The organism is Sagittula sp. MA-2 (genome assembly GCF_030126985.1).
Taxonomy (GTDB): domain Bacteria; phylum Pseudomonadota; class Alphaproteobacteria; order Rhodobacterales; family Rhodobacteraceae; genus Sagittula.
In genome coordinates this window covers 3809588-3824541 of sequence record NZ_CP126145.1, presented here as the reverse complement: position 1 = coordinate 3824541, position 14954 = coordinate 3809588, and the positions used below count along the sequence as shown (strand labels likewise).

Annotated in this window: 13 protein-coding genes; 8 read left to right on the top strand and 5 right to left on the bottom strand. The window is 66.5% G+C overall.

Going from position 1 to position 14954, the window contains the following annotated elements; all coding sequences use genetic code 11:
* The first annotated feature begins 1 nt into the window (after position 1).
* The 3 genes from QNI11_RS18670 to QNI11_RS18660 are packed head-to-tail and all read left to right on the top strand — an operon-like array spanning position 2 to position 1394.
* Positions 2 to 874, top strand: coding sequence for a TNT domain-containing protein (locus QNI11_RS18670; protein WP_283981290.1), 873 nt, complete (start codon positions 2 to 4; stop codon positions 872 to 874).
* Positions 875 to 885: 11 nt separating this feature from the next.
* The gene (locus tag QNI11_RS18665; protein ID WP_283981289.1) at positions 886 to 1137 is read left to right on the top strand and encodes a hypothetical protein; all 252 of its coding nucleotides are present in this window, start codon (positions 886 to 888) and stop codon (positions 1135 to 1137) included.
* Positions 1137 to 1394, top strand: coding sequence for a hypothetical protein (locus QNI11_RS18660; protein ID WP_100929131.1), 258 nt, complete (start codon positions 1137 to 1139; stop codon positions 1392 to 1394). The genes QNI11_RS18665 and QNI11_RS18660 overlap by 1 nt, the downstream gene beginning before the upstream one ends.
* An 11-nt stretch (positions 1395 to 1405) precedes the next feature.
* Here the strand turns inward: QNI11_RS18660 and QNI11_RS18655 are convergent, their stop codons facing one another.
* Complete coding sequence (locus QNI11_RS18655) at positions 1406 to 2875, bottom strand: ABC transporter substrate-binding protein (RefSeq protein ID WP_283981288.1); 1470 nt, start codon at positions 2873 to 2875, stop codon at positions 1406 to 1408.
* Positions 2876 to 3085: 210 nt separating this feature from the next.
* Here QNI11_RS18655 and panB point away from each other — a divergent pair, with 210 nt between their 5' ends.
* Together panB and panC are read left to right on the top strand one after the other, a co-directional pair.
* Positions 3086 to 3913, top strand: coding sequence for a 3-methyl-2-oxobutanoate hydroxymethyltransferase (panB, locus tag QNI11_RS18650; RefSeq protein WP_100929133.1), 828 nt, complete (start codon positions 3086 to 3088; stop codon positions 3911 to 3913).
* A 5-nt stretch (positions 3914 to 3918) separates the two neighbouring features.
* A complete protein-coding gene (gene panC, locus QNI11_RS18645) occupies positions 3919 to 4767 on the top strand; it encodes a pantoate--beta-alanine ligase (protein WP_283983532.1) in 849 nt (282 codons plus the stop codon).
* Between the two features lie 79 nt (positions 4768 to 4846).
* Here panC and QNI11_RS18640 read toward each other — a convergent pair whose 3' ends face one another.
* Positions 4847 to 5815, bottom strand: a complete 969-nt coding sequence (locus QNI11_RS18640; protein WP_283981287.1) for a DUF2125 domain-containing protein — start codon at positions 5813 to 5815, stop codon at positions 4847 to 4849.
* A gap of 108 nt (positions 5816 to 5923) precedes the next feature.
* Here QNI11_RS18640 and QNI11_RS18635 point away from each other — a divergent pair, with 108 nt between their 5' ends.
* The 3 genes from QNI11_RS18635 to QNI11_RS18625 all read left to right on the top strand — a co-directional run bounded on the left by QNI11_RS18635 (position 5924) and on the right by QNI11_RS18625 (position 10548).
* On the top strand, positions 5924 to 6454 hold the full coding sequence (locus QNI11_RS18635) for a gamma-glutamylcyclotransferase (protein WP_283981286.1): 531 nt from the start codon (positions 5924 to 5926) through the stop codon (positions 6452 to 6454).
* A 138-nt stretch (positions 6455 to 6592) separates the two neighbouring features.
* Positions 6593 to 7759, top strand: a complete 1167-nt coding sequence (locus tag QNI11_RS18630) for a biopolymer transporter ExbB (RefSeq protein WP_100929136.1) — start codon at positions 6593 to 6595, stop codon at positions 7757 to 7759.
* Positions 7760 to 7791: 32 nt separating this feature from the next.
* A complete protein-coding gene (locus QNI11_RS18625; protein WP_283981285.1) occupies positions 7792 to 10548 on the top strand; it encodes a peptidoglycan -binding protein in 2757 nt (918 codons plus the stop codon).
* Between the two features lie 3 nt (positions 10549 to 10551).
* Here the strand turns inward: QNI11_RS18625 and QNI11_RS18620 are convergent, their stop codons facing one another.
* From QNI11_RS18620 to gloB, 3 genes are all read right to left on the bottom strand, one after another.
* Positions 10552 to 11511 carry a M23 family metallopeptidase gene (locus QNI11_RS18620; RefSeq protein WP_283981284.1) on the bottom strand — a complete coding sequence of 320 codons (960 nt, stop codon included), beginning with the start codon at positions 11509 to 11511 and terminating at the stop codon, positions 10552 to 10554.
* 120 nt (positions 11512 to 11631) lie between these two features.
* Positions 11632 to 13962: an ATP-dependent Clp protease ATP-binding subunit ClpA gene (gene clpA / locus QNI11_RS18615; protein WP_100929139.1), complete on the bottom strand. Its 2331-nt coding sequence runs from the start codon at positions 13960 to 13962 to the stop codon at positions 11632 to 11634.
* A gap of 194 nt (positions 13963 to 14156) precedes the next feature.
* Complete coding sequence (gloB, locus tag QNI11_RS18610; protein WP_283981283.1) at positions 14157 to 14918, bottom strand: hydroxyacylglutathione hydrolase; 762 nt, start codon at positions 14916 to 14918, stop codon at positions 14157 to 14159.
* Positions 14919 to 14954: the final 36 nt, after the last annotated feature.

Genomic DNA, 14954 nt, shown 5'->3' with positions numbered 1-14954 from the left:
CATGGGATTCTGGTCTGGCGTTCAATCGGGCTTTGTCGGCGCGGCCAAGGGCACTTGGGAGGGTGTGAAGGGCGCGGGCAGCTACGCGTGGGATTTCGCCACCGACGGCGCGACTCGGGAAGCGGCATGGCAAGGCGCCGTGTCCGCCAGCCAGAGCGCCGGGCAATACGCGACCGATAGCTGGAACGACCCTTCGAAACCGTTCCGCGATCTCGGCAATGCCGCTTCGGACGCCTATGCGGCCGCGGACAACTTTGCCCGCACCGCCGATGCGGAACAATGGGGAGAGCTGGCGGGAGGCGGAGCCTTCACCGTCGCGACCCTGCCGGTGGGCGGGCTTGCTGCCAAGGGCGTGGCCCGCGGCGGTGCCGCACTGAACGCGGCCCGCGGTACTAAGGCCGTGAATGCCGCACGCCGGGCCGGCACGCTCGCCGACGACGCTCCGCCCTGTGCCAGTTGCGCCGCGCGGCGCGCACCGCCCAAGCGCGCCCCGCACCTGCGGAGCGATTTGTCCGACGAATGGTTCGATCCGGACACCGGCGAACTGCGCTGGCCGCCCAACGACGGTTTCGATGGCGCGCCCACGACGGAAACGCTGCAACCGGGCACGCGGATCGACCGTTTCAGCGGACGCACCGGCGAGGCGGATACCGGCAGTTTCCTGTCACCGGAAGGCGCCTCCTTCGAGTCGCGCGCGCTTCCCTACGAGCAATCCATGCAGCGCCACGCGGTTTACGAGGTAGTGGAGCCGTTCGAGGTGCAGTCCGGCAGCGCCGCGTCGTGGTTCGACCAACCCGGCGGGGCGACGCAGTACAAGACCGGTGCCTCGGTCGGCGACCTGATCCGGCAGGGCAAGATCCGGCAAGTTCAGTGAGGACAAAGAAAATGACAGTCGAGGAAATGAAGGCCTATCTCGCCGCCCATGGAGTCGAGGACGGCTCGGTTTACACGCATGGCGGCCTTGGCGCGGGTGAGATCGACGGAATCGAGTTCATCGATGGCGCCTGGCACACGTACTTCAGCGAACGCGGTTCCAAGAACAATTACCGCCGCTGGGACAGCGAGGCAGAGGCGGTGGCCTGGATGCTGCCCCGCGTCGAAGATCTCGCCCGGCTCTACCGCATCTGGAAAGACTGATGACCCTGTTCGAACTGCGCGAGATGCTGGAGCAGAACGGCGCTGTCTACGGGCGGCATTTCACATTCGGCGGGTTGGGCGACGGCGTGCCGGGGATCGAACTGCGCCGGGGCCGCTATTACACCTATCGTGCCGAACGGGACGGCGGTTTCCGCAAGACCGATTTCCGGCTGCAGCCCTCGGAAGACGAGGCCTGCGCCGTGCTGGAGCGTCAGGCGATCGAGTTGGCAGAAGCCGACGGCGCCTGGACGGGCTGAGACCGCCCGGCCTATTCCGTCCAGTGCACCTCGGTCAGGTCGGTGGCCTGTGTCGGGGCATTGGTCCAGATCCCCTCGAGCCGCGCATCCGCGATGGTCGGGAAGGCAAGCTGGAAGAGGTAGCCGTTCACGTAATCCCGCGCGATCATCTCCTGCGCCTGATGCAGTAGTTCGGTGCGGGCCTCGGGCTCGGACGTGGCGGTCAGCTTGTCCATCAGTTCCACGAATTCCGGCTTGCCGTACTGGAAGTAATAGTCGGGCCGCGCGTAGATGCCGATGTCGAAGGGTTCGGTGTGGGACACGATGGTCAGCCCGAAGTCCTTGCCATTGAAGACCTGCTCCAGCCACTGCGCCCATTCGAGGTTGGTGATCTCGGTCTCGATCCCGACCTCGCGCAGCTGGGCGGCAATGATCTCGCCGCCGCGACGGGCGTAGGACGGCGGCGGCAGCTTCAGCGTGGTGGAGAATCCGTCGGCCAGACCGGCCTCGGCCAGAAGCGCCTTTGACTTCTCGGGGTCGAAATTCGAAAGCGCGGTCAGGTCCTCGTAGTCGGGGTTGTGCGGGGCGAAATGCGTTCCGATGGGCGTGCCCAGCCCGAACATCGCGCCGTCGATCACCGCCTGCCGGTCGATGGCATGGGCCACCGCCTCGCGCACGCGCACATCGTCGAAGGGCGCCACGGCATTGTTCATGGCAAGGATCGTCTCGCCCTCGGTCGAGCCCCTGAGCACCTTGAATCGCGGGTCGGCCTCGAAATGCGGCAGGTTCTCCGGCGCGGGGAAGCCCGCGAAGGCGTCGATGTCCTGCGCCATCATCGCGGCGAAGGCCGCCGTCGGATCGGAGATGAACTTGAAGGTCGCCTGTGTCAGCGCCGGTGCGTCGCCCCAGTAGTCATCGTTGCGGACCAGCGTGATCGAGTCGCCCTGCCGCCAGTCCTCGAACCGGAAGGGGCCGGTGCCCACGGGACGCGCCTTGATGTCGTCAATCGATTCGGGTGCGACGATCACCGCATCGCCCCAGGCGAGGTTAAACAGAAGGTTGCCGTCCGGCTGCGACAGAGTGACCTTCACCGTCACAGGGTCAACGGCCTCGACCGAGGCGATGCCGGCGAAAAGCTGCTTCTGCGCATTGGTGGAATCCTCCGCGCGAGCCCGGTCGAGGCTGAAGACGACGTCTTCCGCATCGAAGGCGGTGCCGTCATGGAACGTCGCCCCCTCGACTAGGTGGAAGGTGTAGGTCAGCCCGTCGTCGGAGATCTCCCATTCGCGGGCGAGGCCGGGGACAACAGCGCCGGTTTCCGTGAATTTCGTCAATCCTTCGAAGACGTTGGTATACAGCACGCTATCGATCGCCCCGGCGGCCGCGGAGGTCGGGTCGAGGTGCGGCGGCTCCAGTTGCAAAGCGATGATGAGATCGGTCTGCTGGGCCTGCGCAAACGAGGCAGTACCGGCCAGCAGCGCGGCGAGGACAAGGCGTTTCATGCTGTCTCCCATGGGGCAAGTACGCTCTTGATGGAATTTTCCCCGTAAATCTTCAAGCACTGATGCCTAAATGATAAGTATGGGCTCGCCCTACGTGATAGGTAGCGCCGCAGCGCGGCATGTGATACGAGCGCGCAACTTTGTGACGGTATCAGCGGTGTTTGCGACATTTCCTGACCCAAGCGTCAGGCCATGAAGGAGGAGTGGACCATGAGCACGACGGGACACATGCGGGCCAGAACGCCCGAGGACATTCGCATGGCGAAAGGTGGTACGCCGCTGGTGAGCCTGACGGCCTATACCACGCCGATGGCACAGATGATGGACGAGCACGTGGATTTCGTGCTGGTCGGCGATTCCGTTGGCATGGTCCTGCACGGTCTGGAATCGACGCTGGGCGTGACCATGGAAATGATGATCCTGCACGGCCAGGCGGTGCGGCGCGGGTTGTCGAAGGCGATGATGGTGGTGGACATGCCCTTCGGCTCCTACGAGGAATCGAAGGAACAGGCCTTCCGCAACGCCGCGCGCATCATGCGCGAGACGGGCGCCCCGGCGGTCAAGCTGGAAGGCGGCGTGGACATGGCCGAAACGATCTCTTTCTTGACCGCGCGCGGCATCCCGGTGATGGCGCACATCGGCCTGACGCCGCAGTCGATCCACACCCTAGGCGGCTACAAGGTGCAGGGCCGGGGTGCTGCGGCGGGCAAGCTGCTGGCGGACGCCCGGGCGGTCGAAAACGCCGGCGCGTTTGCCGTGGTGCTCGAGAAGGTGCCGCAGCGGCTGGCGGACGCGGTGACGGCGCAGGTCTCGATCCCCACCATCGGCATCGGTGCGTCGGCGGGATGCGACGGGCAGATCCTCGTGGTCGACGACATGCTGGGCCTTTTCACCGCCTTCAAGCCGAAGTTCGTGAAGCGGTACGCCACCCTTGGTGCCGACGGGTCCGAGGCGATTGCGGCCTACGCCGAGGACGTGCGCGCCCGTCGCTTCCCGGCGGCAGAACACGTCTTTTCCGATGTGGAACCCGCGGCTTGAGCTTCATGGTCAACGGGCCGGAGATCGTCAGGGCGCGCGACGACCTGCGCGCGCGGGTCGACGCATGGCACGCGGACGGCGCCGTTGTCGGCGTCGTGCCGACCATGGGCGCGCTGCACGACGGCCACCTGTCGTTGGTCGAGGCGGCAAAGCGCGACTGCGACCGGGTGGTCGTCACGCTGTTCGTGAACCCGAGGCAGTTCAACAGCGCCTCGGACTTGGCGACCTACCCGCGCACGGAAGAAAGCGACGCGGCAAAACTGGCGCCGTTCGGTGTGGACGCGCTTTATGCCCCGTCGGTGACCGAGATCTATCCGGCGGGGTTCTGCACGACCGTGTCGGTGGCCGGCCTGACGGACGTGCTGTGCGGCGCGCACCGGCCCGGACACTTCGACGGCGTCGCGACGGTGGTGACAAAACTCTTCACGCAGACGAAGGCGGACCGCGCCTACTTCGGGCAAAAGGACTACCAGCAGTTGCAGGTCGTGCGCCGTATGGCGATGGACCTCGACCTCGAAGTGACGATCGTGGGTTGCGCGACGGTGCGGGAAACCGACGGGCTGGCGATGTCGTCGCGGAACCTGAAGCTGACGGACAAGGGGCGGGCAGCCGCACCTGCGCTGGCGCGGGAAATGCGGGCAATCGCCCTGCAACTGGGGCGCGGCGAACCGCTGGACGCGCTGCGGGGCGCGGCGGTGGAACGTCTGGAAGGCGCCGGGTTCGAAAAGGTGGAATACCTTGAACTGCGCGGCGCCGAGGACCTCGAACTGCTGGAGCGCGCCGTGGGACCCGCCCGGCTGTTTGCCGCCGCCTGGCTCGACGGGGTCCGCCTGATCGACAATATCGAGGTGTGACGGGACGGGGCGGACGCTGTTTGCCCGTGCCGGGCAAATGCGCCCCGCCCGCCGTCCCGCAAGCCGCGCCTGACCGGCGTCAGGGCAGGCGGATGCGCGGCGCCTCTCCCAGCGGAATGATCCCCAGCGACACCTCTCCGCCGGAGAGTGTCAGAGGCAGGTCGATGGTGTCCTGTCGTCCGTTCAGCCCGGCCGCCAGCGTCAGGCCGCGGATCAGCGTCTCGGCCAGCGCCTCGGGCAGGTCGCCGCTGTCGCGCGCGCTGTCGAGCAGGCTGCGCCAGTTCTCCGCCCGGAGCGTCATCCTGCCGTCCGGCCGCCCGAGGCTGTCGATCTCGACCCGCCCGGCCAGCTGAAGATCGAGATCGTTCAGGCGGTACTCGGCCTTCGCGAGGTCGATGGATGCAGGTTGCGGGCGCGGCCCGGCCAACGACCCCAGCGTCCAGAGGCGGTCGAAGACAAACCGCCCCTCGATGTCTAGGCCGTTGGATCGGCCGCGGCTCAGCGCGCCCTGCGGCGTGGCGACCGCGCCCGCCCCGAGGGCGAGCCTGTAGCCGGTGTCCTGCCCCTCGATCCGGTGGAAGTTCGCAAGCACGGCGGCCAGCGCAATGTCGGCACCGTCGCGGGTGATGTTCAGCGTCTCCGCCTCGGCGTTGAGACGCTGAAGAGTGCCGTCAGCTTCCGTCACCAGCGACGCCCGCAGCCCGTCCGAGGTCACCTCGTGCGTTGTGCCGCCGCTGCCGAAAGTCTGCCGGTCCGGGAAAGCCACGATCACGTGGCCGGGTTTGTAGCTGAGCCCGAGGATCTGGAGGAACGACGCCTCCCACGACAGGCCGCTTTCGGGGTCTGCGAGGCGTGGCTGCGTAATCGTCGCGTCGAGGCGGCTGGGGAAGCCGCGCACCCGAAGCGCGTCGTACTCCGCCACCCAGCCTTCGGCGCGGCGGGCGTCGAACCAGTCCCGTATCTCGCCGCGCAGACCATGCGCCTGCACGCCCCAGTACGCGCCCCAAAGGACAGCCGCGCCGATCAGAACCAACAGGTAGCGTTTCACCGCGCCCCCCTTTTCATTGCCCGAGAGCCGTGTTTACAGAGACACCGTTTACAGGCTGTGACCTGTCGCGCAAAGGGCCGCGAACATCCGCGGCGGAAGGGAAGGACAATGACGCTCTGGGTCTTCGGCTATGCTTCGCTGCTCTGGAACCCCGGCTTCGAGGTCGCCGAGCAGGTGCAGGGCCGTCTGCACGGCTACGCCCGCAGCTTCTGCATGTACTCGATCCACCACCGCGGCACCGAGGAGAACCCCGGGCTGGTCCTCGCGCTCGACGCGCAGGAGGGCGCGTATTGCGACGGCATGTGCCTGCGTGCGGCCCCCGGGACCGAAGAGGCGACCCTCGATTACCTGCGCGAACGCGAACTGATCTCCTCCGCCTACCTGGAAAAACGCCTGCCGGTGGCGCTGTCTGACGGGCGCAGGGTCGAGGCGGTGTCCTACGTCATCGACCCGCACCACGTGCAGTACTGCCACCTGCCGCTCGAGGAGCAGGCCCGCATCATCGCGCGGGCCACAGGCGGCCGGGGGCCGAACACCGAATACCTTTACAACACCGCGCAGCATCTGGACGAAATCGGCGTGCCCGATGCCGACCTGCACTGGCTGACCGAGCAGGTGAAGGCGCTCACCGCGGGCTGATGCCGCGCAGGGGTGTGTCAGGATGCAACATTTTCCCGCTGTCGGGAGCGCAGCGGTATACCCCGCTTCATGACTTCTTGGCGAAACCTGCGTAAACCCTTAGGTATGAAGCAGTAACACAAGGTGACGACAGTCCAGATGGACATTTCCGACCGCGAGGCAGAGCCGCATTTCAGCCAGCCAATCCGCCAGGTGATCCTCATGCTGGCCGCACTCGGCTTGTCTGGCGTAGGTGCCGTCCTTGCCGCGCCGAGCGTGCTGCCGGTCTTCGAGTCGAACCCCTATCTGAACGGCTTCATCCTGATCGTCTTCGTCGTGGGCGTCTTTGCCTGCTTCTGGCAGGTCTGGAGCCTGATGGTCTCTGTCCGCTGGATCGAGGAGTTCACCGCCTCCGGCACCACGGAAAGCCGTCCACCGACCCTGCTGGCGCCGCTGGCCGCGCTGCTGGGCGGACGCCGCGACCGGCGGATGCAGATCAACACTACCTCGACACGGTCGATCCTCGACTCCGTTGCTACACGGATCGACGAACTGCGGGAGATCACCCGCTACATCGTCTCCCTGCTGATCTTCCTGGGCCTCCTCGGTACCTTCTACGGCCTGGCCACCACCGTTCCTGCGCTGGTCGATACCATCCGCAGCCTCGCCCCTCAGGAAGGGGAGGAGGGCGTCGCCGTCTTCTCTCGCCTGATGAGCGGCCTTGAATCGCAGCTGGGCGGCATGGGCGTGGCCTTTGCCTCCTCGCTTCTGGGCCTGGCCTGTTCGCTGATCGTGGGTCTGCTCGAACTCTTCGCCGGCCACGGTCAGAACCGCTTCTACCGCGAGCTGGAGGAATGGCTCTCCTCCATCACCAAACTTGGCTTCTCCTCCGACACCGAAGGCCCGGACCTTGGCGCCGCCGGGATCGTGCTGGACCGCATGGCCGAACAGATGGGCCAGTTGCAGGACCTCTTTGCGGAGTCTGAGCTGGGCCGGTCGGAGGTCGACACCCGGCTGTCGCAACTGGCGGATTCCATCGAACGCCTGACCGAACGGATCGAGGCGACAGCCCCCTCGGCCACCTCCCTCGCGCGTATCGCGGAAGGGCAGGAACTGCTGGCCGAGGCGATACGCGCAAAGGAAAGCAGCGAAGGTCTGGATGCCGAAAGCCGGATGCGGCTGCGGTCGATCGACGTGCAGATGCTGCGCATCCTCGAAGAAATCAGCGCCGGACGGCAGGAAAGCATGGCCGAACTGCGCACCGACATTGCGGCGCTCGGCCGCGCCATGGGAACATCGCGCAACACCCGGCCCCGGGGGGAATAGCCATGTCCCCGGCCCCTAGCAGGAGCGGATAGATGTCGCTGTCACGACGGACAGGCGCACGCTTTCAGGCGAACATCTGGCCCGGTTTCGTGGATGCCATGACCGGGCTCCTGCTGGTGCTGACCTTCGTCCTGTCGATCTTCATGGTCATCCAGTTCGTGCTGAACGAAACGATCAGCGGACAGGAAAGCGAACTCGACAACCTTTCCACCGAACTCTCCGCGCTGGCGCAGGCGCTTGGCGTGGCAGAACGCAGGAATGCCGAACTGACCAGCAACCTCGGCGACCTCGAGGCGACGCTGTCCAGTCGTGACACCCAGCTCGACGAGGCGCAGAGCATCATCACCGCGCTGACCGCAACGCGGGACCGTCAGGCGGAGCAGCTTGAGACCGCCTCCAGCCGTATTTCCGATTTCGAGGCGCAGGTTGCCGCGCTGATCCTGGAACGCGACAACGCCCAGTCCCGCGTGATCGACCTGACTCAGGCGCGTGACGACCTGACGGCCGAGCGCAACGCCCTGACCGCCGCCCGCGATGCGCTGGTGGAGGAGCGGGATGCCCTGACAGCTGAACGGGACGCGTTGTCGGGCGAACGCGACGAACTGTCCGCTGCGCTTGGCACCGCGCGCACGCAACTGGATGCCCAGCAGGAGGCCGCGGCCCTCGCCGCCCGCCGCCGCGAGGCACTCGAAGCGCTGATCGCCGACCTTCGGGCGCGGAATACCGAGGCCGAAGCTCAGGTGGGCAGTCTGACGGCGCGGGTCGGCGACCTTGAGCAGGCGTTGACGGAGGAAGAGGCCGAGAGGCTGGCAGAGGCGGAGGCCGCCAAGGCCCTGCGCGCCCGGCTCGAGAACGCCGATGCGGAGCTGACCTCGATGACGCTGGCGCTGGAAAAGGCGCGGTCCGAGGCGGAAGAGACGCTGACATTGCTGGCTGCCGCCCGTTCGGCAGAGGCCGACCTGAACGCCCGCCTTGCCGCCGCGCTGCTGGATGGCGAGGAATCGGCAAGCGCGCTTCAGACCCGGATCGAAGAGCTGGAGGCCCGGCTGGACGACGCCCGCAGCGCCGGAGAACAGACCGACGAGCGACTGGCCCGGCTGCGCGACGACCTGATCTCGGAACAGGAGGCCCGCCGCGCGGCAGAGGAGAGCCTTGCCGAGGAACAGCGCCGCCGCAACGAGACGGAGCGCGACCTGGCCGGGCTGCAGGCCGATGCCGACACGCGCGCGACGCAGATGTCGGACCTGTCCGCGAAACTCGCTGCGGCGCTGGCCCGGCTTTCCGAAGCGGAAGCGCGGGAGGCCGAGATCGCCACGCTGCGCGACCGCAACGCGGCGCTTGTCTCCCAGCTGTCGACCGCACAGGGGGCCGCCGCTGACCGTGCCGCCGAACGCGACGCGGCAGAGGCGCAGCGCGCCGAACTGGACCGCAGTCTTGAAGAGGTCCGGCGCGAGCTTGTGGCCGCGCATGACGACCTTGAACGCCTGCGGGCAGAGGCCGAGGGGCTGAACGCCCGCATCGCGGCCATGCAGTCGCAGGATACGACGCAGACGTCGCGGATCGAGGATCTGCGCGGGCGGGTCGCCCAGACGCAGGCACAACTGGACGCCGCGCTGCAACGCGTCGAAGACCGCGGACGGCGGATCGAAGGGCTGGAAGCTGAGAACCGCAGCCTCGTCTCGCGCCTGGCGGAAGTCGGCGGCACGGCCGAGGAACGCGACGCGGAGGTCGAGTCGCTGCGCGCCAGCCGCACCCGGCTGGAGAACGATCTGCAGGTGGCGTTGGCGCGTGCCGAAGCGCGCGATCTGGAGATTTCCGAACTGCGCCAGTTGCTGGCAGAGGCCGAGGCCCGCGCCGCCCAGCAGGGTGACGATGCCCGCTCGCTCGAGGAAAAGCTGGCGGCGGCGCTTGCCGAACGGATTACGGCCCAGACCACCGCCGAGGAAACCCGGGATCGCCTGGCCGCGGCGCTGGCCCGCCAACGCGAGGCTGAACAGGCGCTGGATGCGCAGCTCGACGAGGCAGAGGAGCGTCAGTTGCTGCTCAGCCAGGCGCGGGACGAACTGGCACAGACCCGCGAGCGCGCCAGCCAGTCGCAACTGAAGGTCGAGGCGCTGAACCGCAACGTCGCCGAACTGCGCAAGCAACTGGGCGAACTGCAGGCGCTGCTGGACGATGCGAAGGCGCGCGACGCGGCCTCGGAAGTGCAGCTGCAGAACCTCGGGTCCGAGCTGAACGCGGCTCTGGCCCGTGTCGCGCAGGAAGAGCGTCGGCGGCGGGTCTTGGAAGAGGAAGAACGCAAGCGGCTGGAGGCCGAGAAGAAGGACCTGGAGGCCTACCGCTCCGAGTTCTTCGGGCGCCTCCGCCAGGTCGTGGCCGACCGGGACGACATCCGCATCGAAGGCGACCGCTTTGTCTTCTCGTCGGAGGTGCTGTTCGAGCAGGGCTCTGCCGACCTGTCCCCGCTGGGCCGCCGCGAGATCGCCAAGGTGTCGAACATCCTGCGGACACTGGCGCGGGACATCCCCGAGGAGATCGACTGGATCATCCGGGTCGACGGCCACACCGACAACGTGCCTGTGCGCGGCAGCGCCGAGTTCGAGGACAACTGGGACCTGAGCCAGGCCCGTGCGCGCGCCGTGGTGAAGGACATGATCGACAACTACGGCATCCCGCCCAACCGCCTTGCCGCGAACGGGTTCGGGGAATACCAGCCGGTCAATCCGGCCGACACGGCAGAGGCCCGCGCGCAGAACCGCCGGATCGAACTGAAACTGACCGAGAAGTAAGGCTTAGCGCACCGTCACATGGGCAAAGCGATGGGCGATGACCTTGCCCGCGCGGGTCAGCAGCGCCTCGCCGAGGTATTCGCCCGGCGGCCAGCCTTCGGGCGGGGCCTGCTTGCCGGCAGCGCGCATGATGCTGACCTGCGGCGCCTTCAGCACGCTCTCGCGGCGAAAGATCTCCGTGCCGTCAGGACCCGTGGCGAAGAGGGTGAGGAGGTCGCCATGCTCTGCATAACCGGCGTGGGCGTAGACCACCAGAGGTGTGCCGGGTGTGCCTTGGGCCAGCCGGGCGCTGCCGTCGCGCACGGCGTCGAACTCCGGCACATGGTCGGAAAAGCCCGCGGTGATCAGCCCGGTCTGCGTGTAGGGCAGATCGACGGCCCAGAGGCTGCCCTCCGTCGCGCCGCAAGTGCCTGTCCCATCCGGGCGGAAGGGGTCGATCACATTGCCCGCGCGCAGGACCTGGAAATGCAGGTGCGGGTGGTTGGTCTGGCCTGACAGGCCGACCATGCCCAGGGCTGTGCCAGTCTCGACGGGGGTTCCCGGCTGGACGCGTACGGAGCCTTCCCTGAGGTGGCAGTACATCGTCTGCAAGTCGTTGCCATGGTCCACCAGAACGGCGTTGCCGCAAGCATTCAGGGATGTCACGCCGCGCATCAGCCGGTCGTCGGCCATGCCGTCGCGGACGCGCAGGACCGTGCCCGGCGCCGCGGCGCGCACCGTGACACCGCTGTCTATGGCGTCGAAGTCGAGCATGGCGATGTCGGTGCCCTTGTGCCCGTCACGGCTGTTGATGCCGCAGGCGTAGTCCTGCTGCCTGCCCGGTTCGGGGGCGTTGTCGACGTAATCCTCGATGAAGCAGGTCGTGCCGATCTCGCAGTCGAGCGGCAGGGCGAACTGCGTCTGGGCGCCCGCAGTCTGGGCGAAGGCGTTGCAGGCGAGGAAGATCAGGGAAAACAGGCGCATGTCGGTCCGGGCGGCGGGTCGGGCACTCGTCGCCTTCGGCGACATCGCCCCGCCCGCCGTCCCGCAAGGCCGTTTGGCAGGCGCATGTGAAAAGGGCGCCCGAAGGCGCCCTCTTTGCGATCAGTCCGCGGTCAGCAGCGGCGGCTTCTTGGAGCCGAGGCGCGGCTTGTCCGGCCCGTCCAGTTTCAACACCAGTTCGCCGTCCTTGACCGACACCTTCACGATGCCGCCCTTGGTGAGCTTGCCGAACAGCAGCTCTTCAGCCAGCGGCTTCTTGATGTGCTCCTGGATGACGCGGCCCAGAGGACGCGCGCCCATCTTGTCGTCGTAGCCCTTGTCCGCCAGCCATTCGGCGGCGGGGCGGGTCAGTTCGATGGTCACGTTGCGGTCCATGAGCTGCGCTTCGAGCTGCAGCACGAACTTCTCGACCACGGCGAGGATGGTTTCCTTCGGCAGCGGCGCGAAGCTGATCACCGCGTCCAGACGGTTGCGGAACTCGGGTGTGAAGGTCCGCTCGATCGCGGCGGTGTCCTCGCCCTCGCGGCGGTCGCGACCGAAGCCGATGGCGGCTTTCGCCTGCTCCGCGGCGCCCGCGTTGGAGGTCATGATCAGGATCACGTTCCGGAAGTCCACCGAGCGGCCGTTGTGGTCGGTCAGCGTGCCGTGGTCCATCACCTGCAGCAGGATGTTGAACACGTCCGGGTGCGCCTTCTCGATCTCGTCGAGCAGCAGCACGCAGTGCGGGTGCTGGTCCACGCCATCCGTCAGCTGGCCGCCCTGATCGAAACCGACATAACCCGGAGGCGCGCCGATCAGGCGGGAGACCGCGTGCTTCTCCATGTACTCCGACATGTCGAAGCGCAGCAGTTCGACACCAAGGGTGGATGCCAGTTGCTTTGCCACCTCCGTCTTGCCGACGCCGGTCGGGCCCGCGAAGAGGTAGTTGCCGATCGGCTTCTCCGGTTCGCGCAGACCTGCACGGGCCAACTTGATCGCGGAGGACAGGGCGGCAATCGCCGCATCCTGACCGAAGACGACCCGCTTCAGCGTCGCTTCGAGATCCTTCAGCACCTCAGCGTCGTCCTTCGACACGTTCTTGGGCGGGATGCGGGCGATCTTCGCCACGACTTCCTCGATCTCCTTGGTGCCGATGGACTTCCGGCGCTTCGACGCGGCGACGAGGTGCTGGGCCGCGCCTGCCTCGTCGATCACGTCGATGGCCTTATCCGGCAGCTTGCGGTCGTTGATGTAGCGCGCCGAAAGCTCGACGGCGGTCTTGATCGCGTCGCCGGTGTACCTGATGGCATGGTGCTCCTCGAAGTAGGGCTTCAGGCCCTTGAGGATCTTGATCGTGTCTTCGACCGAAGGTTCGTTCACGTCGATCTTCTGGAACCGGCGCGACAGGGCGCGGTCCTTTTCGAAGTGCTGGCGGAACTCCTTGTAGGTGGTCGATCCCATGGTGCGCAGCTTGCCGCCCTGAAGCGCGGGCTTCAGCAGGTTCGATGCGTCCATGGCGCCGCCGGACGTTGCGCCCGCGCCGATCACGGTGTGGATCTCGTCGATGAAGAGCACGGCGTCGGGGTGATCCTCTAGTTCCTGGACAACCGCCTTCAGCCGCTCCTCGAAGTCGCCGCGGTAGCGAGTGCCCGCCAGCAGCGCGCCCATGTCGAGCGAGTAGATCGTGGCCTCGGACAGGACCTCCGGCACTTCGCCCGCGACGATCTTGCGGGCGAGACCCTCGGCGATGGCGGTCTTGCCGACGCCCGGGTCGCCCACCAGAAGCGGGTTGTTCTTGCGGCGGCGGCACAGCACTTGGATGCAGCGCTCCACCTCTTGGTCGCGTCCGATCAGCGGGTCGATGTCACCGATCTCCGCCTTGGCGTTCAGGTCGACGCAGTACTTGCCGAGCGCCGACTCCTTGTCGTTGGCGGGGGCGGCGCTTTCGGTCTGGGCGGCCTCTTCCTCTGCCTCGGTTGCGCCCTGCACGGGACGCGATTCGCCGTAGGCGGGGTTCTTCGCGACGCCATGCGCGATGAAGTTCACCGCGTCGTAGCGCGTCATGTCCTGCTCCTGCAGGAAATAGGCGGCATTCGACTCACGCTCCGCAAAGATCGCGACCAGCACGTTGGCGCCCGTCACCTCCGTCCGGCCGGACGACTGGACGTGGATCGCGGCGCGCTGGATGACGCGCTGGAAGGCGGCCGTAGGAACGGCCTCCGACCCTTCGATGTCGGTTACGAGGTTGGAAAGATCGTCGTCGATGAACTCCACCAGGGTCGTGCGCAACTCCTCCGTATCGACGGAGCAGGCTTTCATCACCCGCGATGCGTCAGGTTCGTCGATCAGCGCTAGCAGCAGATGCTCCAGCGTGGCGAATTCGTGGCTTCGCGAGTTCGCCAGCGCCAGCGCGGAGTGTATGGCCTGCTCAAGGGTGTTCGAGAATGAAGGCACTTGGTGCTCCTCTTGTCTGCGCTGTCCGTACTCGGGTCCAGCATTGCCCCGTTAAGTTAAAGTTTGGTCGATTAGTGACTGTCTTCAAGTTTTTTCTTTTCACGCATCTGTCACATGGCACGCTTGACAACAGGTCTGCCGAACCCTTCATCGTCGCGAACCCGGTTAACGGGTGTGGGTCCGCGAAAATCGCGTCAGAACTTGTCCTTGCGTGCGCGGATCTCGGTGAAGACCTCCAGGTCGGAGGCGTCCTCCATGCCGAGCGCCTTCTTGACCGACGCCTGGCCGGCCCGCAGGAACGGGTTTGTCTGGAGTTCAATATAAAGCGGCACCTGAGCGGTTGGCTGTCCCCGACCGCGGGCCACGGTGATCATCTGTGCTCGTGATATAAGTCCCGGGTTGTCCGGTTCAATGGTCTTGGCGAAGGCGGCGTTGCTCTCGCCGTACTCGTGGCCGGAACAGACGATGGTCTGCGGGTCGAGCGCGGCAAGCGTCGAGAGGCTGTCCCACATCATCTCGGGCGTGCCTTCGAAAATCCGTCCGCAGCCCATCACCATGAGGCTGTCGGCGCTGAACAGGCACTTTGCCTCCGGGTAGTGGTAGGCCACATGCCCCAGCGTATGGCCGGGAACCGGGATCACCTCGCACAGGCCGTCGTCGGTGCCGCCGGAAAACCCCGGCTCCAGCGCCATGTCGAGCTCGGGGAGCTTGTCCTTCTCTGCGGCGGGGCCCATGACCTTGCAGCCGTATTTCTCGCGCAGTTCGTCCACGCCGCCGACATGGTCGTGGTGGTGGTGCGTGATCATGATGACGTCGGGCTTCCAGCCGCGATGCTCGAGGACATTGATCAGTGGCTTGGCTTCGGGCGCGTCGATCAGCGCGATCCCGTCCGGACCCTTGACGATGTAGGCGTAATTGTCCTTCAGGCAGGGGACGGTCACAATGTCCAGTGGCATGGCGTTTCCTTGAATGCTTTGTAAGATGCCCTCAGA

Coding starts and splice junctions, on each gene's coding strand:
- QNI11_RS18635 (WP_283981286.1), top strand. CDS start 5,924: ATGACGCTCTGGGTCTTCGGCTATGCTTCGCTGCTCTGGAACCCCGGC.
- QNI11_RS18625 (WP_283981285.1), top strand. CDS start 7,792: ATGTCGCTGTCACGACGGACAGGCGCACGCTTTCAGGCGAACATCTGG.
- QNI11_RS18630 (WP_100929136.1), top strand. CDS start 6,593: ATGGACATTTCCGACCGCGAGGCAGAGCCGCATTTCAGCCAGCCAATC.
- QNI11_RS18660 (WP_100929131.1), top strand. CDS start 1,137: ATGACCCTGTTCGAACTGCGCGAGATGCTGGAGCAGAACGGCGCTGTC.
- gloB (WP_283981283.1), bottom strand. CDS start 14,918: ATGCCACTGGACATTGTGACCGTCCCCTGCCTGAAGGACAATTACGCC.
- QNI11_RS18620 (WP_283981284.1), bottom strand. CDS start 11,511: ATGCGCCTGTTTTCCCTGATCTTCCTCGCCTGCAACGCCTTCGCCCAG.
- panC (WP_283983532.1), top strand. CDS start 3,919: ATGGTCAACGGGCCGGAGATCGTCAGGGCGCGCGACGACCTGCGCGCG.
- QNI11_RS18665 (WP_283981289.1), top strand. CDS start 886: ATGACAGTCGAGGAAATGAAGGCCTATCTCGCCGCCCATGGAGTCGAG.
- QNI11_RS18655 (WP_283981288.1), bottom strand. CDS start 2,875: ATGAAACGCCTTGTCCTCGCCGCGCTGCTGGCCGGTACTGCCTCGTTT.
- QNI11_RS18670 (WP_283981290.1), top strand. CDS start 2: ATGGGATTCTGGTCTGGCGTTCAATCGGGCTTTGTCGGCGCGGCCAAG.
- panB (WP_100929133.1), top strand. CDS start 3,086: ATGAGCACGACGGGACACATGCGGGCCAGAACGCCCGAGGACATTCGC.